The 19,350-nt window shown below is 72.3% G+C and carries 11 protein-coding genes; 3 read left to right on the top strand and 8 right to left on the bottom strand.

The window, feature by feature from the left end; translation table 11 throughout:
• Positions 1 to 311: 311 nt before the first annotated feature.
• On the top strand, positions 312 to 1,100 hold the full coding sequence (gene lexA, locus E2B92_RS17740; protein ID WP_126888318.1) for a transcriptional repressor LexA: 789 nt from the start codon (positions 312 to 314) through the stop codon (positions 1,098 to 1,100).
• A 393-nt stretch (positions 1,101 to 1,493) separates the two neighbouring features.
• Here lexA and E2B92_RS17735 read toward each other — a convergent pair whose 3' ends face one another.
• From E2B92_RS17735 to E2B92_RS17715, 5 genes are all read right to left on the bottom strand, one after another.
• The gene (locus E2B92_RS17735) at positions 1,494 to 3,473 is read right to left on the bottom strand and encodes an ATP-dependent DNA helicase (RefSeq protein WP_126888317.1); all 1,980 of its coding nucleotides are present in this window, start codon (positions 3,471 to 3,473) and stop codon (positions 1,494 to 1,496) included.
• Positions 3,474 to 3,510: 37 nt separating this feature from the next.
• Positions 3,511 to 5,316: an IucA/IucC family protein gene (locus E2B92_RS17730; RefSeq protein ID WP_126888324.1), complete on the bottom strand. Its 1,806-nt coding sequence runs from the start codon at positions 5,314 to 5,316 to the stop codon at positions 3,511 to 3,513.
• Between the two features lie 513 nt (positions 5,317 to 5,829).
• Positions 5,830 to 6,564, bottom strand: coding sequence for a GNAT family N-acetyltransferase (locus tag E2B92_RS17725; protein WP_126889593.1), 735 nt, complete (start codon positions 6,562 to 6,564; stop codon positions 5,830 to 5,832).
• Between the two features lie 41 nt (positions 6,565 to 6,605).
• A complete protein-coding gene (locus E2B92_RS17720; RefSeq protein WP_133087597.1) occupies positions 6,606 to 8,729 on the bottom strand; it encodes an IucA/IucC family protein in 2,124 nt (707 codons plus the stop codon).
• 31 nt (positions 8,730 to 8,760) lie between these two features.
• On the bottom strand, positions 8,761 to 10,128 hold the full coding sequence (locus E2B92_RS17715) for a diaminobutyrate--2-oxoglutarate transaminase family protein (protein WP_126888871.1): 1,368 nt from the start codon (positions 10,126 to 10,128) through the stop codon (positions 8,761 to 8,763).
• A 284-nt stretch (positions 10,129 to 10,412) separates the two neighbouring features.
• On the opposite strand from E2B92_RS17715, the gene E2B92_RS17710 reads away from it, so the two are divergent.
• Together E2B92_RS17710 and E2B92_RS17705 are read left to right on the top strand one after the other, a co-directional pair.
• The gene (locus E2B92_RS17710; protein ID WP_126888872.1) at positions 10,413 to 11,588 is read left to right on the top strand and encodes a trypsin-like serine peptidase; all 1,176 of its coding nucleotides are present in this window, start codon (positions 10,413 to 10,415) and stop codon (positions 11,586 to 11,588) included.
• Between the two features lie 364 nt (positions 11,589 to 11,952).
• On the top strand, positions 11,953 to 13,134 hold the full coding sequence (locus tag E2B92_RS17705; RefSeq protein WP_126888873.1) for a trypsin-like serine peptidase: 1,182 nt from the start codon (positions 11,953 to 11,955) through the stop codon (positions 13,132 to 13,134).
• Between the two features lie 189 nt (positions 13,135 to 13,323).
• On the opposite strand, the gene hflX is transcribed toward E2B92_RS17705, so the two are convergent.
• From hflX to E2B92_RS17690, 3 genes are all read right to left on the bottom strand, one after another.
• Positions 13,324 to 14,829 (bottom strand): GTPase HflX, encoded by a 1,506-nt coding sequence (gene hflX, locus E2B92_RS17700; RefSeq protein ID WP_126888874.1) that lies wholly within the window; start codon positions 14,827 to 14,829, stop codon positions 13,324 to 13,326.
• A gap of 239 nt (positions 14,830 to 15,068) precedes the next feature.
• On the bottom strand, positions 15,069 to 16,589 hold the full coding sequence (locus E2B92_RS17695) for a M1 family metallopeptidase (RefSeq protein WP_126888875.1): 1,521 nt from the start codon (positions 16,587 to 16,589) through the stop codon (positions 15,069 to 15,071).
• 187 nt (positions 16,590 to 16,776) lie between these two features.
• On the bottom strand, positions 16,777 to 19,206 hold the full coding sequence (locus tag E2B92_RS17690) for a RelA/SpoT family protein (RefSeq protein WP_133087596.1): 2,430 nt from the start codon (positions 19,204 to 19,206) through the stop codon (positions 16,777 to 16,779).
• Between the last annotated feature and the right edge of the window lie 144 nt (positions 19,207 to 19,350).

Genomic DNA, 19,350 nt, shown 5'->3' with positions numbered 1-19,350 from the left:
CGACGCCCGCGAGTCCGCGTCAGCGGCACCGCCCGCCGCCCCGCCTCACCCGGCCATGGCGGCGGGGGTTACCGTGATGGCTTGAATTGACACCGCACGAGCACCACTCCCCATAAGCGCCACCGCAAGATCGTCGCCGCGTCATTGCTCCGGCATCGCTGGCGTGAAGATCAGCAAGTGATCGCACATACACCTAGTCACACGCACATGTAAGCCAATCTGCAATTTTTCACTCGAACGTGTGTTTGGCGCAACCTTTCGAAAGCAACTACCGTTGTCCGCCTAGGGAGACCATTTCGAGAGGGGCCGACGTGACCACCACCGCAGACAGTGCCACCATCACTGCCCAGGACCGTTCCCAGGGCCGACTCGAGCCGGTGCATGCCATGAATGATGTGACCACGAACGCGGAGGGGCCCGCCAAGCCGGCGCGCGCCCTGCCCGGCCGACCTCCAGGCATTCGGGCGGACAGCTCCGGGCTCACGGACAGGCAGCGGCGGGTCATCGAGGTCATCCGGGACTCGGTGCAGCGGCGCGGTTACCCGCCGTCGATGCGGGAAATCGGCCAGGCGGTGGGGCTGTCCAGCACCTCCTCGGTGGCCCACCAGCTCATGGCCCTCGAGCGCAAGGGCTTCCTGCGCCGGGACCCGCACCGCCCCCGGGCCTACGAAGTCCGTGGTTCCGACCAGCCCAGCACCCAGCCCACCGACACCACGGGCAAGCCCGCCGCGTCGTACGTCCCGCTGGTCGGCCGTATCGCGGCCGGTGGCCCCATCCTCGCCGAGGAGTCGGTCGAGGACGTCTTCCCCCTCCCCCGCCAGCTTGTCGGCGACGGCGAGCTGTTCGTGCTCAAAGTCGTCGGCGACTCGATGATCGAGGCCGCCATCTGCGACGGCGACTGGGTGACGGTCCGCCGCCAGCCGGTCGCGGAGAACGGCGACATCGTGGCGGCCATGCTGGACGGCGAGGCCACGGTCAAGCGCTTCAAGCGCGAGGACGGCCACGTCTGGCTGCTCCCGCACAATGCGGCCTACCAGCCGATCCCTGGTGACGAGGCGACCATCCTCGGCAAGGTGGTGGCGGTACTGCGGCGCGTGTGACACACCGCGCCGGCCCCGACCGGGCCCCGGGACCACCTGCGCCGGTCCCGGGGCCCTGCTCATGCCCGGGATGCCCTTGCCTCGTGACCTCTCCCGGTGACAGCACCGCGCTGGCCCGGCGCCCTGTGCAGGCCCGCGTCCGCCCTGCTCCCGGGCTCCACCATGATCAGCTTGCGCCGAGGCGCCAGGACCCACTCATACGGCCGCGCTGCGCCGCTCAGGGCCGCTACGTGCGGCCTCCCAACGTGGCCCCCGACTGCGGGCCACGTTGGGAGGCGTAACGGCTGGTCCGGGCAGGGCGGCGTCCGGGCGCCAGGCGCTTACGGGGGCCCGCGCCCCTTGTCCGGCGCGGCCCGGGGACGTACCGGCCGAAGCCCCGGCAGGACGTGAGCGTCAGGCGCCGGAGGACTTGGCGGCGGCGTCGATGGCGGCGAGGGAGCGGCGCACCTGGTTGCGATCCGTCGTGTACCAGAAGTCCGGCAGCGAGGCGCGGAGGTAACTGCCGTACCGCGCGTTGGCCAGGCGCGGGTCCAGTACGGCCACCACGCCCCGGTCGCCCGTGGCACGGACCAGCCGGCCGGCGCCCTGGGCCATGAGCAGCGCGGCGTGCGTCGCCGCGACCGCCATGAAACCGTTCCCGCCCGCTTCCTCCACCGCCTTCTGGCGGGCGCTCATCAGGGGGTCGTCGGGCCGGGGGAACGGGATGCGGTCCATCACGACGAGCTGGCAGTTCGGCCCCGGAACGTCGACGCCCTGCCACAGCGACAGCGTGCCGAAGAGGCAGGTCTCCGCGTCCCCCGCGAAGTTCTTGATCAGCTCGCCCAGGGTGTCCTCGCCCTGGAGCAGGATCGGCTTGTCGAGCCGCCCGCGCAGCTCCTCGGCCGCTGCCTGGGCCGCCCGCATGGAGGAGAAGAGGCCGAGCGTACGGCCGCCGGCGGCCTCGACCAGCTCGGCGAGCTCGTCCATCATGTCGCCCCGGCTGCCCTCCCTGCCGGGGGTGGCCAGATGCCGGGCGACGTACAGGATTCCCTGCTTCGGGTAGTCGAAGGGTGAGCCGACGTCGATCCCCTTCCACACCGGGACGTCCTCGTCCTCCGTGCCGACGGTGCCTTCCGGCGGGAGACCGAGAGAGGCGCCGACTCCGTTGAAGTCGCCACCGAGCTTGAGCGTGGCGGAGGTGAGGACGACCGACCGCTCGGCGAAGAGCTTCTCGCGCAGCAGGCCGGAGACGGACAGCGGCGCCACCCGCAGGGACGCACCGAAGCGGTCGTGGCGCTCGTACCAGACGACGTCGTACTCGGAGCCCTGGGTGATGCGCTCGGCGACAGCGTGGACGTTCTCCACGGAGGCCATGGCCTGCTTGCGCACCGCGTCCTCGTCCTGGACGGACTTGTCGCGTGTGGAGCCGAGGGACGTGATGACCGCCCGCGCCGCATCGCGCAGGGCCATCAGCGCGTAGGCCAGGTCCTCGGGGATCTCCTCCAGGCGGCCCGGCAGTGCGAGCTCCATCAGCCGCTCGAAGCCCTCCGCCGCCGTCTGGAGCTGATCGGCGACCTTCTCGTCGACCAGCTTGGCCGCACGGCGCACAGCCCGGTTGACCTGCCCGGGCGTGAGCTCTCCCGTGGCGACGCCGGTGACACGGGAGACCAGCTCATGGGCCTCGTCGACGATCAGTACCTCGTGCTGCGGAAGGACCGGGGCGCCCTCGATCGCGTCGATCGCGAGCAGCGCGTGGTTGGTGACGACGACGTCGGCGAGCTTGGCCCGCTCCCTCGCGGCCTCGGCGAAGCACTCCGCACCGTACGCGCACTTCGACGCGCCGAGGCATTCGCGGGAGGTGACGGAGACCTGCGACCAGGCGCGGTCCGACACGCCTGGCGTCAGGTCGTCCCGGTCCCCGGTCTCCGTCTCGTCCGACCAGTCGCGCAGGCGCAGCAGGTCCTGGCCGAGCTTGCTGCTGGGCGCGGCCGCCTCGAACGGGTCGAAGAGCCCCTCCTCCTCGTCCTGCGGGACGCCCTCGTGCAGGCGGTGCAGGCAGAGGTAGTTCGAGCGCCCCTTGAGCATCGCGAACTCCGGGCGACGGCGGAGCTGCGGATGGAGCGCGTCCACCGTGCGCGGCAGGTCGCGCTCGACGAGCTGCCGCTGGAGGGCCAGCGTCGCGGTCGCGACCACGACCCGGTCGCCGTGCGCCAGCGCGGGCACCAGGTACCCGAGGGACTTCCCGGTGCCCGTGCCGGCCTGGACCAGGAGGTGGGAGCCGTCGTCGATGGCCTGCGCGACGGCCTCGGCCATGGTGACCTGGCCTGGCCGTTCCACGCCTCCGACGGCGGCGACGGCGGCGTGGAGGAGCTCGGGGAGGGATGGCTTCGTCATAGCCAGTCCACCCTACGGCGCGGCACTGACAATCGGATCACGCGAGCGGATTGGGGACGGTGCCGTGGATGGCGGCGTGCGGCCGGTCGGAGCGGTCGCGGTAACCGTCCAGGTGCAGCCGGTTCCGGTTGAGGCAGAGCCGCTCGATACGCGGTGTGAGCAGGTCGAACAGCTCGTAACGGTCCTTGAGGTCCGGGAAGCGCGCGTGGTGTCGCTGGATCTCTGCCCGTACGAGTGACCAGAACTCCTCCTCCGGTACTCCCAGTTGCTCCTCGCACAGAGGCGCCAGATAGCGGAAGACCCCCACGAAGAGGCCGGAGTGGATGAACTGGGTCAGGAAGCCGGGCTCCTCGGTGAGGAGCACCTGCCGTACCTCTTCCGGCATCGTGTCGTGCTCGGGCAGGTGGCGGGCGCTGACGTTGATGTCGTCGACGAAGTCCTTGATCGCCAGGCGTACGGGGACGTCCCGGTCGTCGAAGACCACGATCGCGTTCTCGCCGTGCGGGGAGAAGACGGTGCCGTAGCGGTACAGGAAGTGCAGCAGGGGTGGGAGGAGTGCCGCGAAGAGGTGGCGGAGCCAGGTTTCGGGGCGGAGCCCCGAGCGGGTCACCAGCTCGGCGGTGAAGGCCCGGCCCTCGGGGTCGGTGTGGAGGAGGGAGGCGAGGGTGCGCCCGCGCTCGCCGGGCGGGAGGCGCAGCGGTTCCCTCCAGATCGCGCCGAGGAGCTCCTTGTACTGGTAGGGAGCCTCGGGGAGGTTGTCGTACAGGGGGTGCTCGACCGTGACGGAGGCGACCTCGCCGAGGAGGATCACACGGCAGTCGTCGCGCAGAAACGGATCTCCATCACGTAGTGCCTGGACCCAGGCGGTGACGGCGGGAGCGGCGAGGGTCCGCTCGGTGGGCAGTCCGCGCCAGACGAGGGTGTTGAGCACGGACAGGGGGAGTTTGACGCTGTACCGGTCGGGACGGCTGACGTTGAGGAACGTACGGATGGACTGCTGCGGCAGCCGGAGGTCGCTGTCGGTGGGCAGGGGCACGATCGCGCCCTCGGCGATGGCGGGCGCGTAGAGGGGCAGCAGCACCTCGTCCCACTGCCAGGGGTGTACGGGGAGGTAGAGGTACCTCGCGGGGTCGAGTCCCCGGGTCCGGAGCGCGGTGGCGAAGGTGTTGCGCACGGCGGGGCCGAGCTCGCGCTCGTAGAGGTGCGCGGGGGTGTCGAGCGTGGGTACGCCGCGGTACGCGGCGATCCCGGTGCTGACCGCGATCCAGGGCAGCGGTGCGGATCGGCGTGCCTCGGGTGCCCAGCGGGCGGCGTCGGAGGCGGAGAAGCCGATGCGGCCCTTGTTGAAGACGATCCACGGATGGCCGGTCTGGTGGCCCTCGAGTTCGGCGTATCCGAGGTCGGCGAGCCGGCCGGCCGGAAGCGCGGTGTGGTGCAGCCGGGCGTCGGCGGCGAGGGTGATGGTCAGCTCGCGGAGGAGGTGGCCGAGCGTGGCGCCGTCCAGCCGCAGCAGGTGACGTGACTGGACCAGGAAGTCCAGCGGGTCGGTGAAGGGACGGCCGTCGTGGGTGATCGAGTCGGGGTCGACCCGCCAACTGCCGTAAGCGGTCCGGCGGGCCGCGAAGGCGAGTACGGAGCCGTCGTCGAGCGTGAGCGTGTACGGGTGGGTGAGCGGCTGGCCGGCTGGGTGGTTGGCTGTGACCGACTGGTCGGGGGTGGTCGGCTGGACGGGCGTGGTCGATGGGTCCGGCGTGGAGTGTTGGACCGGCGTGGGCTGTTGGTCCGGCGTGGGCTGTTGGTTCGGCGTGGAGTGTTGGTCCGGCGTGGTCGGCTGGTCCGGCATGGGCTGTTGGTCCGGCGTGGCCCGCTGGTCCGACTGCGCCGGCTCGCCCGGTGCGGTCGGCCGGTCATCTGCGGCCGGCGTCTCTGGCACATCCGGGGTGCCTGCTGCGGCCGACGGGGTCGGTGTGCCCTGGGGGGCGGACCCCACAGCGGCGCGGTTGACGTCCTGCGCGGTGGGCAGCGGGGTCGGCTCGATGAGCTCTTCGTAGGCGAATTCGCCGAGCATCTTGGCGAGCAGGTGGCGGGAGGCCCGGGCCCATGCCTGCGGGTTGAGTTCCGGCGGGGCCGGTGGGGTGGCGGTTGTCGGCGGGGCTGACGGGGTGGTGGTTCTTGATGAAGCGTCTGCGGCGGAGGGGGCCTGTGGTGGCTGCGAGGCAGGGGGGATCACTGCGGCGGACGCGATCGGCGGGGCTGGCGGCTCCGCGGAGTCAGGGGTGGCAGGGGACTTCGGCACGGGGCCTCCTCCGAGTGGAACCGATGCGGGTCGAGCGGTGTATGTAAAGCAGCAGGCTGTTCACAGCACGTGTCGCAGGGTGCGGTCGCGGATCATGAGGGCAGCTCGCTTGTCGGGAAGGTCGAGTTCGGCGGAGAAGCGGAAGCCGGCGCTCAGAAAGGCCGAGACGGAGGGGGTGTTGCGGATGTCCGGTTCGGCGATGGCGCGTGCGCAGCGCGGGCGGTTGTCGAGGACGAGGTCGGAGACGGCTCGGAGCAGGGTGGTGCCGATGCCCCGGCCGCGGTGGGCGACGCCTCCGATCAGCAGGTGGATACCGGTGTCGTGAGGTCGCGCCGGGTAGTGGCGGGCCAGCGGGTCGAGGTCGGCGCGGTAGATCTCGAAATAGCTCATGGGCGTGCCGTCGAGCACGCCCAGGCATGGCACGCTGCGTCCGTCGCCGGTCAGTTGCGCGCGGATGTGGGCGGCCGTGACGGATTCGGGCCCGGCCAGTTCCCAGAAGGCGGCGACGGCCGGGTCGTTCATCCACCGGGTGAGGAGGGTGAGGTCGCGCTCGAGTCGTACGGGCACGAGTTGGAACGTGCCGAGAGGAGTGGGGGCAGGGCCCCAGCCCGCGAGGGTGTCGAGCAGGTCGTCGGCACCGCGGTCCAGCGGCTGGTGGCCGATGGCCGGGTCGTCCGCGCCGAACAGCTTGATCAGCTCGTCCGGCAACCGTAGGTCCAGGGTGTCCTCCGTGCCCAGGCCGGTCGGCACGGAGGAATGGGAACCGGTGTCGGAGCTCGCATCGGTGGGGGGCACGGGGCGCTGTCCTCTCGGCGGTTCGGGCGGGGGTGTGTCCGTCAGCGGCGAAGGGGGTTGGTGATGGTGACGTAGACGGACTGGGTCTCCACGGGGCCCACGAGTTCGTCGAGGCCGTGGAGCCGGGTCAGAAGGTTGGCCTTGCAGCGCAGGGTCGAGCTCTCCAGCAGGAAGGCCGGCAGTGGTGAGCCGAGGCTCGTGGCGGTGGTGAGGAACTGGCGGAAGGCGGCGAGGAGGAGGCGCTCGTCGGCCAGGCCCTGTGCGCCGAAGGCGCCGATGACGCCGAGGACGTTGTTGATGCCGAGGTAGTAGGCGAAGCGCTCGTTGGTGACGTCGTCGGTGACGAAGGTGTCGCTGCGGGCGCCGATGCCGGGGAGGCGGCGTTCCAGTGCGGCCCGGTGGGACTCACGGAAGTAGTAGCCCTGGTTGTCGCGGTAGCGGCCGCCGCGTGGCCAGCCGTCGGGGTCAAGGATCACCAGGGTGTTCTGCTGGTGGGCCTCCAGGGCTACGCCTGCCGTGCCGTCCAGCCAGAGGACGGGGCGGACCACCTGGTCGAGGTAGCGCAGGAACCACTCGGCGGCGACGGCTCCGGTGGGCCGGCCGGTGCGGGCGGCGAGCCGGGACACGGTGACGGCCAGGCGCGAGCGCATGCGGGTGCTGCCGGGCCAGGGGCGTGGCGCGGTGAGGCTCGCGATGCAGACGGCGTCGTCGCCGAGGCCGAAGGGGTTGTGGCGGAGCATGACGTCGAGTCCGGGGACGGGTTCGCCGGACGGGGCGTCGACGGCCAGCCACGCCGGGTCGCGGACGATGTCGAAGCCCGGGTGGGTGGCCTGCCACTCCTCGGCGAGGCCGGTGCGCAGCAGCCGGTGCACTTCGACGCCCCGGTGGAGTTCCTTGCGGAGGTTCTCGCGGCGGGAGTTGGTGATCCGTACGCCGAGGGACAGCTTGAGCATGGCCGGCGCGCCGGGCCGGTGGACGGTGCGGACGGAGGAGGTGGGGTGCCAGGGGTCTCCGTGGGGGCCCAGGTCGTGGAGAAGACCGGCGGAGAGGAGTTCGGTGACGGCGGGGCGGTGGAGCAGTTCGCGGGCCTGCCAGGGGTGCAGGGGCAGAGCCGCGGTGTTGGCGGGGAGGGTGAGGTCGCCGGCGAGGCGGGCGGTGAGGTGCTCGGCACTCCGGGGGCGGCCCTGTTCGGTCCAGGCGGAGTCGGTGGCGAGTACGGACCGGTCGACGGCCATCCAGTGGAGGGGGAAGGAGCCGTGCAGTTCGGGTGAGTAGAGCCGGGCTTCGGAGTCGGAGAGTCCTTCGCGGCTCTTGGGCGTGGGGTGGAGGGGGTGACCCAGCAGCAGGGACTGTTCGGCGGTGAGGAAGAGGTCGGCGTCGGCGGTGGGGCCGGGGTGCCGGCGCCGGTGGGCGATGAACTCGGCGGTACGGCGGGTGGAGTCGGCGACCCGTCCGACCAGGTCGGAGCCGTCCCGGCGCTCCTGCTGGTCCCGCTGGGCCGGACGGTGCCGGGTGTCGCGATGGTCCTGCGGGTCCCGGACGTCATGGGCGGTCCGCTGGTCATGGGGCCGGTGGCCGCGCTGGGCCTCGATGCCCTGGGCGGCCAGGTGCGCCCGGCGGTCCCCCTGGGCCGCGTGGTGCGCCCGGTGGTCCCGGGAGTCCTGGTGCGTCCCGTGGTGCGGGGGGTCCTGGCGATCGCTGTGGGGGCCGTCGGCGGGGGCGGATTCGCGGCTGATGAGGGCGGCGACGGTCACCGCGTCGGCGGGCGGGGCGGTGTGCGGGGCGCCTTCGAGGACGGGGCGGCCGAAGCGGTGCCAGCCGGTGGGCGACCAGTAGTGGACGGGGACGAGGAGGGCGGTGCCGCTGGCGTCGAGCGGGATGCGCAGGGTCCTCCCGGCCGGCTGGGCGAGGTTCTTCTCCCGCACCCAGCAGCGGAGGAGGTTCTCGATGGTCGCGGCGTCGGCGGCGTGGTGGGCGTCCGGGTGGTCGAGGTGGTCGGCCGTGTCGAGGTGGTCACGGGTGCCGGCCGCGGTGGGACCGGGCAGGTCTTCGTACCCTCCGGTGTGCTGCCGGGGCACTGTGGTCGACTCGCCCGGGCGCGGGCCGCCGGGAGCGGTCGGAGGGCCGTCGGCGCCGGGCGCTTGGGGTACGGGGATGGGGTTCACGGAGGGGTCTTTCTGGTGAGGAGGTTCGGGTTCAGCAGGACGGTCCTGGGGCGCTGGGGGGCGGGGTGGTGCGTGTGGTTCCGGCGAGCGCGTCGGCGAAGCGGTCGAGGACGGCCGTCGCCTGTTCGTCGGTGAGCGTCAGTGGGGGGAGGAGGCGTACGACGGCGTTGTGGCGGCCGCCGAGTTCGACGATGAGGCCGCGCTGGAGGCAGGCGCGCTGGACGGCCTCGGCGAGGGCGGGGTCCGGTGGCGGGACGTCGGCGGTGGTGTCGGGGGCGACGAGCTCGATGCCGATCATGAGTCCCCGGCCGCGGACGTCGCCGATGCGGGGGTCGGTGGCGGCCAGGCCCTGGAGCTGTCCGAGCATGCGGGCACCGAGGGTGGCGGCGCGCTCGGCGAGGCGGTTCTCGCGGACGTACGCGAGGGTGGCCGCGCCGGCGGCCATGGCGAGCTGGTTGCCGCGGAAGGTGCCCGCGTGGGCGCCGGGCTGCCAGACGTCCAGCCCGGACCGGTAGACGATGACGGCCAGGGGGAGGGAGCCGCCGATGGCCTTGGACAGGACCATGACGTCCGGGACGATGCCGCTGTGCTCGACGGCCCAGAAGGCACCGGTGCGGCCGACGCCGGTCTGCACCTCGTCGACGATGAGGGGGATGGAACGGTCGGCGGTGATCGCGCGCATCCGGCGCAGCCAGGTGTCGGGTGCGGGGATCACGCCGCCCTCGCCCTGGACCGGTTCGAGGATCATTCCGGCGGGGGTGGGGACGCCGGACTTGGGGTCGTCGAGGAGGTTCTCGGTCCAGCGGGCGGCGATGTCGGCGCCCCGCTCGCCGCCGACGCCGAAGGGGCAGCGGTAGTCCTGCGGGAAGGGCAGGCGGGTGACCCGTACGTCGGTGGCGCCGCCGGAGGCGGCCAGGGCACCGGCCGTCATGCCGTGGTACGCGCCGGTGAAGGCGAGGAGGCCGCCGCGGCCGGTCGCGTTGCGCACCAGCTTGAGCGCCGCCTCGACGGCGTCCGTGCCGGCGGGGCCGCAGAACTGGATGCGGGCGTCGTCGGCGAGTTGGCTGGGAAGGGTGGCGAACAGCTCGGTGGTGAAGGCGTCCTTGACCGGCGTGGCGAGGTCGAGGACGTGGAGCGGGGCCCCGGAGTCGATGACCTTCTTGATGGCCTCCAGGACGACCGGGTGGTTGTGCCCGAGAGCGAGTGTGCCGGCGCCGGAGAGGCAGTCGAGGTAGCGCCGTCCGTCGGCGCCCTCGATCGTCAGTCCGCGCGCCCGCACGGGGACGATGGGCAAGGAGCGCGCATAGGTGCGGGCGGCCGATTCACGCAGTGACTGGCGCCGCAGAATCCCCTCCTGCCTGGACGTCGGTGCCACCGGGGCTGATTCGGTCACGGCCACGACTTGGGGTCCTCCCGGTAACGATTCCGTTGTCCATCGGTGTGTAGCTGGTCCGCCGCGGGCCGGTGTGGGGAACCGACCTCGTGTCCCCCGTACGTACCAACGACGGCATGTGTGTCTGATCACGGTCACGACGAAGATCCTTGCGGTGGGGGAACCACGGCCCTGCCGCACGCCGTCCCCATCGGCACCGGCATAGTTGGGGGCCGCACTCCGGTGCCGTTTCAGCCGAGTTCAGGAGTACTCAGCAGTGCTCTGTCACGAAGTCCCAGGGGGATCACGACATGCGACCCATTCGTCCGCTGCTCGCCGCAGCCTCCGTCGCCGCGGCGCTGGCGCTGACGGCCACAGCCTGTGGCCCGAGCGAGGACAACGCGGGCGGTGAGCCGACCGCCTCCGCGAGCCAGACGTCCGACGGCAAGATCACGATTCCGGAGGACCTGAAGGACCGGCTCAAGGAGCACGGGATCGACCTGGACAAGTGGCGGAACGGCGAGTGGAAGAACTGGGACAAGGACAAGTGGCTGCGTGAGGCCAAGGACTACGTCAACCCGATCATCGAGGACCTGTGGGACCCGGACCGGATGAGGGATGCCGAGCAGCCCGAACGGCCGGTCGAGGACGAGGACATCTCCGGTGACGAGGGCGTCACGGACCCGACGCCCGAGCCGGTGGAGGCCCAGGCCGTGAAGGCGCCGTACCACTCCGGCGTCCCGGAGGCCGGGAAGGTCCTGTTCGACGGCCCCCAGGGTTCGATGGTCTGCTCGGCGACCGTGGTGAAGGACCCCGCGAACCCGGGCAAGTCCAACCTGGTGTGGACGGCGGGCCACTGTGTGCACGCGGGCAAGGACGGCGGCTGGTACCGCAACATCGCGTTCGTCCCCTCGTACAACGACAGCGGCAAGACCGGCGCCGAGCTGGAGAAGGCGACCCGCGAGGAGATGGCGCCCTACGGCGTGTGGTGGGGTGACTGGGCGCAGACCTCCGAGCAGTGGATCTCCCAGGGTGCCGCGACCGGTGGTCAGGGCGCTCCGTACGACTACGCGGTCATCCATGTGACGCCGGAGAAGGGCGGCAACGGCAAGTCGCTGGAGGAGACGGTCGGTTCGGCGCTTCCGGTGGAGTTCAACGCACCGGCCGCGCCGAAGATCGCGAACATGGAGGCGACCGGGTACCCGGCGGCGCCGCCGTTCGACGGCCAGCAGATGTTCCAGTGCGCGGACAAGCCGGGCCGGCTGTCGCTCGACGCGCAGCAGCCGACGATGTACCGCATCGGCTGCACGATGACCGGTGGTTCCTCCGGCGGCGGCTGGGTCGCGCAGGGCCAGGACGGCAAGCCCGCGCTGGTGTCCAACACCTCCATCGGCCCGGTGACGGCGGGGTGGCTGGCCGGTCCGCGTCTCGGTGACGAGGCGAAGGGCATCTACGAGGCGGTCAGCAAGAAGTTCGCCGGCAGGTAGGCCACGGGGCCGGCTCGTTGACGGGGCGGGTGGAGCGGGCGTTCCGGCGAGTGCCGGGGCGCCGCCCACCCGGCGCGTCCGGCACGTCCGATGGCGGTGACGGTGCCGAGCGGCCGCTGCCCGCGCGGCCGCAGCCCGGGGTGGTGCCGACCCGGCGGGGACGGTGCCGGCGCGGCGGGGACGGTGCCGGCGCGGTGCCGGTGGAGACTCCGTGCAGGTCCGGGCCGAACGGCAACTGGCTGTGCCACGACCGGCATAGAGTAGGTGCGCATTCTCAGGCGGGCGGTCCCGGAGGACCGCCCGCTTGCGTGACAGGTTCATGGCATTTCGCACAGCACATGCACTATCAGGGGGAATCGTTCTCATGCGATCCATACGTCCGCTCCTGGCCGCCACCGGCCTGGCCGCGGCGCTCACGCTGACGGCCACCGCCTGTGGCCCCACGGAGGACAAGGCGGCCGACACGCCTGCCTCGGCGACGCCCGCCGACGGCCAGGGCGGTGGACAGGGAGGGGCCGAGCTTCCCGCCGACCTCGCCGACAAGCTCAAGGAGCACGGCGTCGACCCGGAGAAGTGGAAGAACGGCGAGTGGAAGAACTGGGACAAGGACAAGTGGCTGCGTGAGGCCAAGGACTTCGTCAACCCGGTGATCGAGGGGCTGTGGAAGCCCGAGCGGATGCAGTCCGCCAAGTCGCCGCAGAAGACCATGGCCGCCGGTGCCGCCACCGGTGACCAGGGCGCCACCGACCCCGAGCCGCGGCCGGTCCAGGCCGTGGCCGAGGAGAAGCCGTACCACAAGAACGCCGCTCCGGTCGGCAAGGTGTTCTTCGACGCCCCCGAGGGCTCGATGGTCTGCTCCGCGACCGTCGTCAAGGACCCCAAGAACCCCGGCAAGTCCAACCTCGTCTGGACCGCCGGCCACTGCGTGCACGCCGGCAAGGCGGGCGGCTGGTTCCGCAACATCGCCTTCGTCCCGGCGTACAACGACCTGGGCAAGTCCCCGGCGCAGCTCGAGAGCGCGCAGCCTCAGGAGGTCGCCCCCTACGGCGTCTACTGGGCGGACTGGGTGGCGACCTCCGGCGAGTGGATCTCGCAGGGCGGTCCCACCGGCGGCGAGGGCGCCCCGTACGACTACGCCGTGATGCATGTGAAGCCCGAGAACGGCACCAAGTCGCTGGAGGAGACGGTCGGCGTCGCCCTCGACATCGACTTCGCCGCCCCCGAGGCCATGGGCATCCCCGCGATGGGGGCCTGGGGCTACCCGGCCGGCGCGCCGTACGACGGTGCGCTGATGCACAAGTGCGTCGACCGTCCCGGCCGCCTCACCCTCGCGCCCGGTACGCCGACCATGTGGCGCATCGGCTGCACCATGACGGGCGGTTCCTCCGGTGGTGGCTGGTTCATCGAGAAGCCGGGCAACAAGCTGGCGCTGGTGTCCAACACCTCCATCGGCCCGGTGACCGCCGGTTGGCTCGCCGGTCCGCGGCTCGACCGGGGCGCGGAGCAGATCTACACGATGATGAGTGACAAGTTCGCCGGCCAGTAGGCGGCCGCGAGCACGCGGGTAAGCGACACGGCGAAGGCCCGCCCCCTCACCAGGAGGGGGCGGGCCTTCGGCCGTTCACTCGGCACGGCGGCCGTGGCGCCGTGGCCGGACGGTGCCGGTCGAGCCGCCGCCGCCGCGGGCCGGTGCCGCCGTCGCCGCGGTCAGAACGCCGCGGTCAGCGCGCCGCGATCAGTGCGCCGCGGGCACGTACGGCGCCAGCGACGCCGCCAGTTCCTCGTGCACCCGCGCCTTGAGCAGCGTGCCCTCCGACGTGTGCTCCTCGGAGAGCACCTCGCCCTCGGCGTGCGCACGCGAGACCAGCGCGCCCTGCGTGTACGGCAGGAGCGCCTCGATCTCGACCCGCGGTCGCGGCAGCTCGGCGTCGATCAGCGCGAGCAGCTCGTCGATGCCCTGGCCGGTCCGCGCCGACACCGCGATCGAGTGCCGCTCGATGCGCAGGAGCCGCTGGAGTACGAGCGGGTCAGCGGCATCCGCCTTGTTGATCACCACGATCTCGGGCACGTCCACCGCGCCCACGTCGCGGATCACCTCGCGCACGGCGGCGAGCTGCTCCTCCGGCGCCGGGTGCGAGCCGTCCACCACGTGCAGGATCAGGTCGGAGTCACCGACCTCCTCCATGGTGGAGCGGAACGCCTCGACGAGGTGGTGCGGCAGGTGCCGGACGAAGCCGACGGTGTCGGCCAGCGTGTACAGCCGGCCGCTCGGCGTCTCGGCCCGGCGCACGGTCGGGTCGAGGGTGGCGAACAGCGCGTTCTCCACCAGGACGCCCGCGCCCGTGAGCCTGTTCAGCAGGGACGACTTGCCGGCGTTGGTGTAGCCGGCGATGGCGACCGACGGGACCTTGTTGCGCCGCCGCTCCTGCCGCTTGATCTCGCGGCCGGTCTTCATCTCCGCGATCTCCCGGCGCATCTTCGCCATCTTCTCGCGGATCCGACGCCGGTCCGTCTCGATCTTGGTCTCACCGGGACCACGGGTGGCCATGCCGCCGCCCGAGGAACCGGAGCCACCGCCACCCATCTGCCGGGACAGCGACTGGCCCCAGCCTCGCAGCCTCGGCAGCATGTACTGCATCTGGGCCAGCGAGACCTGCGCCTTGCCCTCTCGGGACTTGGCGTGCTGGGCGAAGATGTCGAGGATCAGGGCGGTCCGGTCGACCACCTTGACCTTGACGACGTCCTCGAGGTGGATCAACTGGCCGGGGCTGAGCTCACCGTCGCAGACGACGGTGTCGGCCCCGGTCTCGAGCACGATGTCGCGCAGCTCGTACGCCTTGCCGGAGCCGATGTACGTGGCCGGGTCCGGCTTGTCACGGCGCTGGATCACTCCGTCGAGCACCAGCGCGCCCGCCGTCTCGGCGAGCGCCGCCAGCTCCGCGAGGGAATTCTCCGCGTCCTGGACGGTCCCCGAGGTCCATACGCCGACCAGCACGACGCGCTCCAGGCGAAGCTGCCGGTACTCGACCTCGGTGACGTCCTCGAGCTCGGTGGAGAGGCCCGCCACACGGCGCAGCGCGGCACGCTCGGAGCGGTCGAACTGGTCGCCGTCCCGGTCCCCGTCGATCTCGTAGCTCCAGGCGACGTCCTCTTCCATCAGGGCATCGGCCCGAAGGCTTTCCGTGCGGCTCTTGTCCGCGAAGCTCTGCGCGTCCTGGGAAGGGGATGAAGAGGAGGTCATTGGATCCTTACGTAGTGGGGTCGTCCGAGCGGCCCGGAGGGCCCGAACGGCTCGAACAGTACTCGGTACGTCAGTCACAACGCGTGACTCCCCCGAATGATTCCCGGGGCGGGCCCTTGGCATTCCAGGGACCCGGCAGCGCCGCCGACCCGTTGATGGTCGCACGGTACCGCCGGGCCCGTCACCCCGATTTCCGGGGCGCGAAAGGGCCGGTCAGGAGGGCTGGTCAAGAGGGCCGGTCAGCGCTTGGCGGCGGGGGCCGGGGCCTTGGTGGCGCCCTTGGCCGGAGCCTTGCTGCGCCAGTCCGGGTGGCCCGGCATCTTGGGGGTGCGTTCGGCGTACAGCCAGCCGTGGAGGAACTCGGTCAGGTCCCGCCCGGCCTCCTCCGAGGCGAGCCGTACGAAGTCGGCGGTGCTCGCCGTCCCGTGCGCGTACCGCGTCACCCAGCGCCGCTCCAGCCGCTCGAAGGCGTCCTCGCCGATCTCCTGCCGCAGCGCGTACAGGACCAGGGCGCTGCCGTCGTAGACGACCGGCCGGAACAGGCTGATCTTCTGACCCGCGGCGGGTGGCCTGGGCGCGGCCGGCGGCCCGCCCGCCGCGCGCCAGCGGTCGGAGTCGAGGTAGGCCTGGCGCATGCGCCGCTCCAGGGGCTGCTTCGCCGTCTCCTCCGCGTACAGCGCCTCGTACCAGGTGGCGTGTCCTTCGTTGAGCCACAGGTCGGCCCAGCGGCGTGGCGAGACGCTGTTGCCGAACCAGTGGTGGGCCAGCTCGTGCACCATGATCGATTCGACGAACCACTTCGGGAGCGTGCCCCTGGTGAACAGCGAGCGCTCGAAGAGGGAGAGCGTCTGGGTCTCCAGCTCGAAGCCGGTCTCGGCGTCGGCGACGAGCACGCCGTACGTCTCGAAGGGGTAGCGGCCGACCTTGCGCTCCATCCACTCCAGGTGGGCCGGGGTCCTCTTCAGCCAGGGTTCCATCCGGTCGGCGTCGGCGGACGGCACGACGTCACGGATGGGCAGGCCGTTGGGGCCCGTGCGGCGGACCACGGTGGAGCGGCCGATGGACACCTGGGCCAGCTCGGTGGCCATGGGCCGGTCACCCCGGTACAGCCAGGTCTGGGTGTCGCCGGCGAGTGCCCGGGCCACCCTGTGCCCGTTGGCCACCACGGTCAGGCCCTTGGGCGCCGTGACGCGGAAGGTGAAGTACGCCTTGTCGGCGGGGTGGTCGTTGCCCGGGAAGACGCGGTGCGCGGCGTCGGCCTGGTTGGCCATCGCCAGACCGTCGGCGGTACGGACCCAGCCGCCCGCGTTCCTGGGGCCGGCCGGGTCGCTGGTGTGGGTGACGGCGATGTGCACCCGCTCGCCGGGGCCGATCGCCCGCGCCGGCTCGATGACCAGGTCCTCGCCGCTGGTCGCGAACCCGGCGGGCCGCCCGTCGACCTCGACCGTGCGCACGGTGCCGTGCGTGAAGTCCAGGTTGATGCGCTCGAGGCGATCGGTCACCTGTGCGTCGATCTTGGTGACGGCGTCCAGCGGCTTGGTGTTGTCACCCCGGTAGGTGAGGGCGATGTCGTACGCGAGGACGTCGTACCCGGGATTGCCGAGCTGCGGGAACAGGGGGTCGCCGATGCCGAGGGGCTCGGCAGCGGGCAGCGCCGCGCCGAGGAGACCGGCCGAGGCCGCCGCGACCAGCGCCACGCGGAGGCGCCGCGAGGTGCGGGTGGTGCGGGTGGTGCGAGGTGCACGCGATGAGAGGGGCATGGAGCAACCGCTACCAGCGCGCCGACCCGGTACCGCGACGGCGCGCGCCTCCGCGCACGCGAACGCACTCGGACGGACTCGGGCGCGGACTCGGACGGGCTCGGACGGACTCGGTCAAGGACGAGCGAAGTCGGTCAAGGCTCGGTCGGCGGTCGGCCGGTGTTCGGTCGACCTCGAGCCGGCGAGGTCAGATGGTGGAGGTGGTGGCCGGCTGCTGGGGGCGGCTCACGTCGTAGACGCCCGGCACGTCGCGCATGACGCGCATCAGGGCGGGGAGCTCGGCGGCGTCGGGGAGCTGGAGCGTGTACGTGTGCCGTACGCGCTGCTCGCTGGGCGGCTCCACGGTGGCCGAGACGATCGCCGCGCCCGCCGTCGCGATGGCCTCCGTGAGGTCGGCGAGCAGCCGGGGCCGTCCGAACGCCTCGGCGACCAGGGTGACCCGGCACTCGGCCGTCTCGCCCCACCGCACCTCGACCGGTACCCGCCCGGCCGCCTCCATGCGCCGTACGGCGGGGCATCCGACGCGGTGGACGGTGACATTCCCGCCGCGCACCGGGAAACCGGTGACCGCGTCGGGCGGGACGGGCGTGCAGCAGCGGGCGAGCCGTACGGGCGCGTCCGGCAGGCCGGTCACGACCGCGCTGGCCCCGGTCTCCCGGGCGGGCGCGTGGTCGGCGCTCATGGCGGCGGCCGGCCGGCGGGGCGCGGCCGCCGGGACCCTCACGCCCTCGGGGTGCGCGGCGAGCCAGCCGGTGATGGCGATCCGGGCGGCCGGCGTACGGGCGTGCCGCAGCCAGTCGGGCGACGGCCCGGCGGCCGGGTCGTCGGCGCCGAGGTCGTCCGGGCCGGGGGTGCCGGGGCCGGGGGTGCCGGGGCCGGGGTCGCCGGAACAGGTGCCGGCGGCCGGGTCCTCGGCGGCATGGGCCTCCAGGGCGCCGAGGGCACGGGTGCCCGGGGCGTCGCCGGTCCGGTCCGCGTCGCCGGGCCGGTTCGCGTCTGCCGGACCGGCCGCAGCGGGGGCGGCGGCGCCCGGGCGTCCCTGGGCGGGGGTCTCGCGGGGGTCGTCGCCGGGGGCCGCGTCGCCGGGCCGGTCCGCCGGGCGGCTGTCCGGCCCCGCCTCGCCCCGGGCGAGCAGCAGCTCCACGGTGTCCCCGTCGTTCAGGACCGTTCCCAGCGCGGCCAGGCGGCCGTTGACGCGGGCGCCGACACAGGTGTGGGCCGCCTCGCCGTACTGGGCGTACGCGGCGTCCACGCACGTCGCGCCGGCGGGCAGCGCGAGGGTGCCGCCGTCCGGGGGAAAGACGGTGATCTCGCCGTCCTGGGCCAGGTCGGCGCGGAGCGAGGTCCAGAAGGTGTCGGGGTCGGGAGTGGCCTGCTGCCAGGCGAGGAGCCTGGAGAGCCAGCCGGGCCGGGTGGGGTCGGTGCGTTCGCCGTCCTCGCCCGCGCATTCGGCGCCTTCCGCCGGCGCCGCGTACGGGTTGCCGAGGGCGACGACGCCCGCTTCGGCGACCTTGTGCATCTGGTGCGTACGGATGAGGACTTCGGCGACGGCTCCGTCGGGCGCGGCGACGGCCGTGTGCAGCGACTGGTACAGGTTGAACTTGGGGGCGGCGATGAAGTCCTTGAACTCGGAGATCACCGGCGTGAAGCAGGTGTGCAGCTCACCGAGCACCCCGTAGCAGTCGGCGTCCTCCCCCACCAGGACGAGCAGCCGTCCGAAGTCGGTCCCGCGCAGTTCGCCGCGCTTGAGCCGGACGCGGTGCACGGAGACGAAGTGGCGCGGCCGTACGAGCACTTCGGCAGGGATGCGGGCCTCCCTGAGCACCCCCCGGACGTCGTCGGCGATGGCGGCGAGCGCGTCCCCGGCGGTGGCGTTGTCGGCGATCAGGGCGCGGGTGTTCTCGTACTCGGCGGGGTGGAGGATGGCGAAGACCAGGTCCTCCAGCTCGGTCTTGAGGGCCTGTACGCCGAGCCGTTCGGCGAGCGGGATGAGGACGTCGCGGGTGACCTTGGCGATGCGGACCTGTTTCTCGGGACGCATCACGCCGAGGGTGCGCATGTTGTGCAGCCGGTCGGCGAGTTTGATGGACATGACGCGTACGTCGTTGCCGGTGGCGACGAGCATCTTGCGGAAGGTCTCGGGCTCGGCGGCGGCGCCGTAGTCGACCTTCTCCAGTTTGGTGACGCCGTCGACGAGGTAGCAGACCTCCTCGCCGAACTCCTCCCGCACCTGATCCAGGGTCACGTCCGTGTCCTCCACCGTGTCGTGGAGGAGGGAGGCGGTCAAGGTGGTGGTCTCGGCACCCAGTTCGGCGAGAATGAGCGTGACGGCCAGCGGGTGGGTGATGTAGGGCTCGCCGCTCTTGCGGAACTGGCCCCGGTGCGAGGACTCGGCCAGCAGGTAGGCCCGGTGCAGGACGGCGAGGTCGGCGTCCGGGTGGTGGGCGCGGTGGGCCTCGGCGACATGGCTGATGGCGTCGGGCAGCCGGTCCCGCGCTCCGGGGCCGAGCAGGGCGGCGCGGCCGAGCCTCCGGAGGTCGATCCTCGGGCGGCCGCGCCGACGGCTGGGCGCGGGGTTCGTGGCCTCGGCACTCAGGTTGGTGGCCTCTGCGCTCATGGGCACCTCCGACGGCGTCGACCGGCGGTGGGGCGGGCAAGGCGTGCCCGCCGGGCCGGTGCTTGATGCTACCGAGCCCACCACGTAGCGCTGACCCGCTCTCGCCCAGCGTGAACGGGATCACCCATTCGAGCGACGAGTGCG

It is taken from the genome of Streptomyces sp. WAC05374, from assembly GCF_004353505.1.
In the GTDB taxonomy this organism is placed as follows: Bacteria; Actinomycetota; Actinomycetes; order Streptomycetales; family Streptomycetaceae; genus Streptomyces.
The sequence above is the reverse complement of the archived record's forward strand: the minus strand, read 5'-3'. Positions and strand labels throughout refer to the sequence as shown.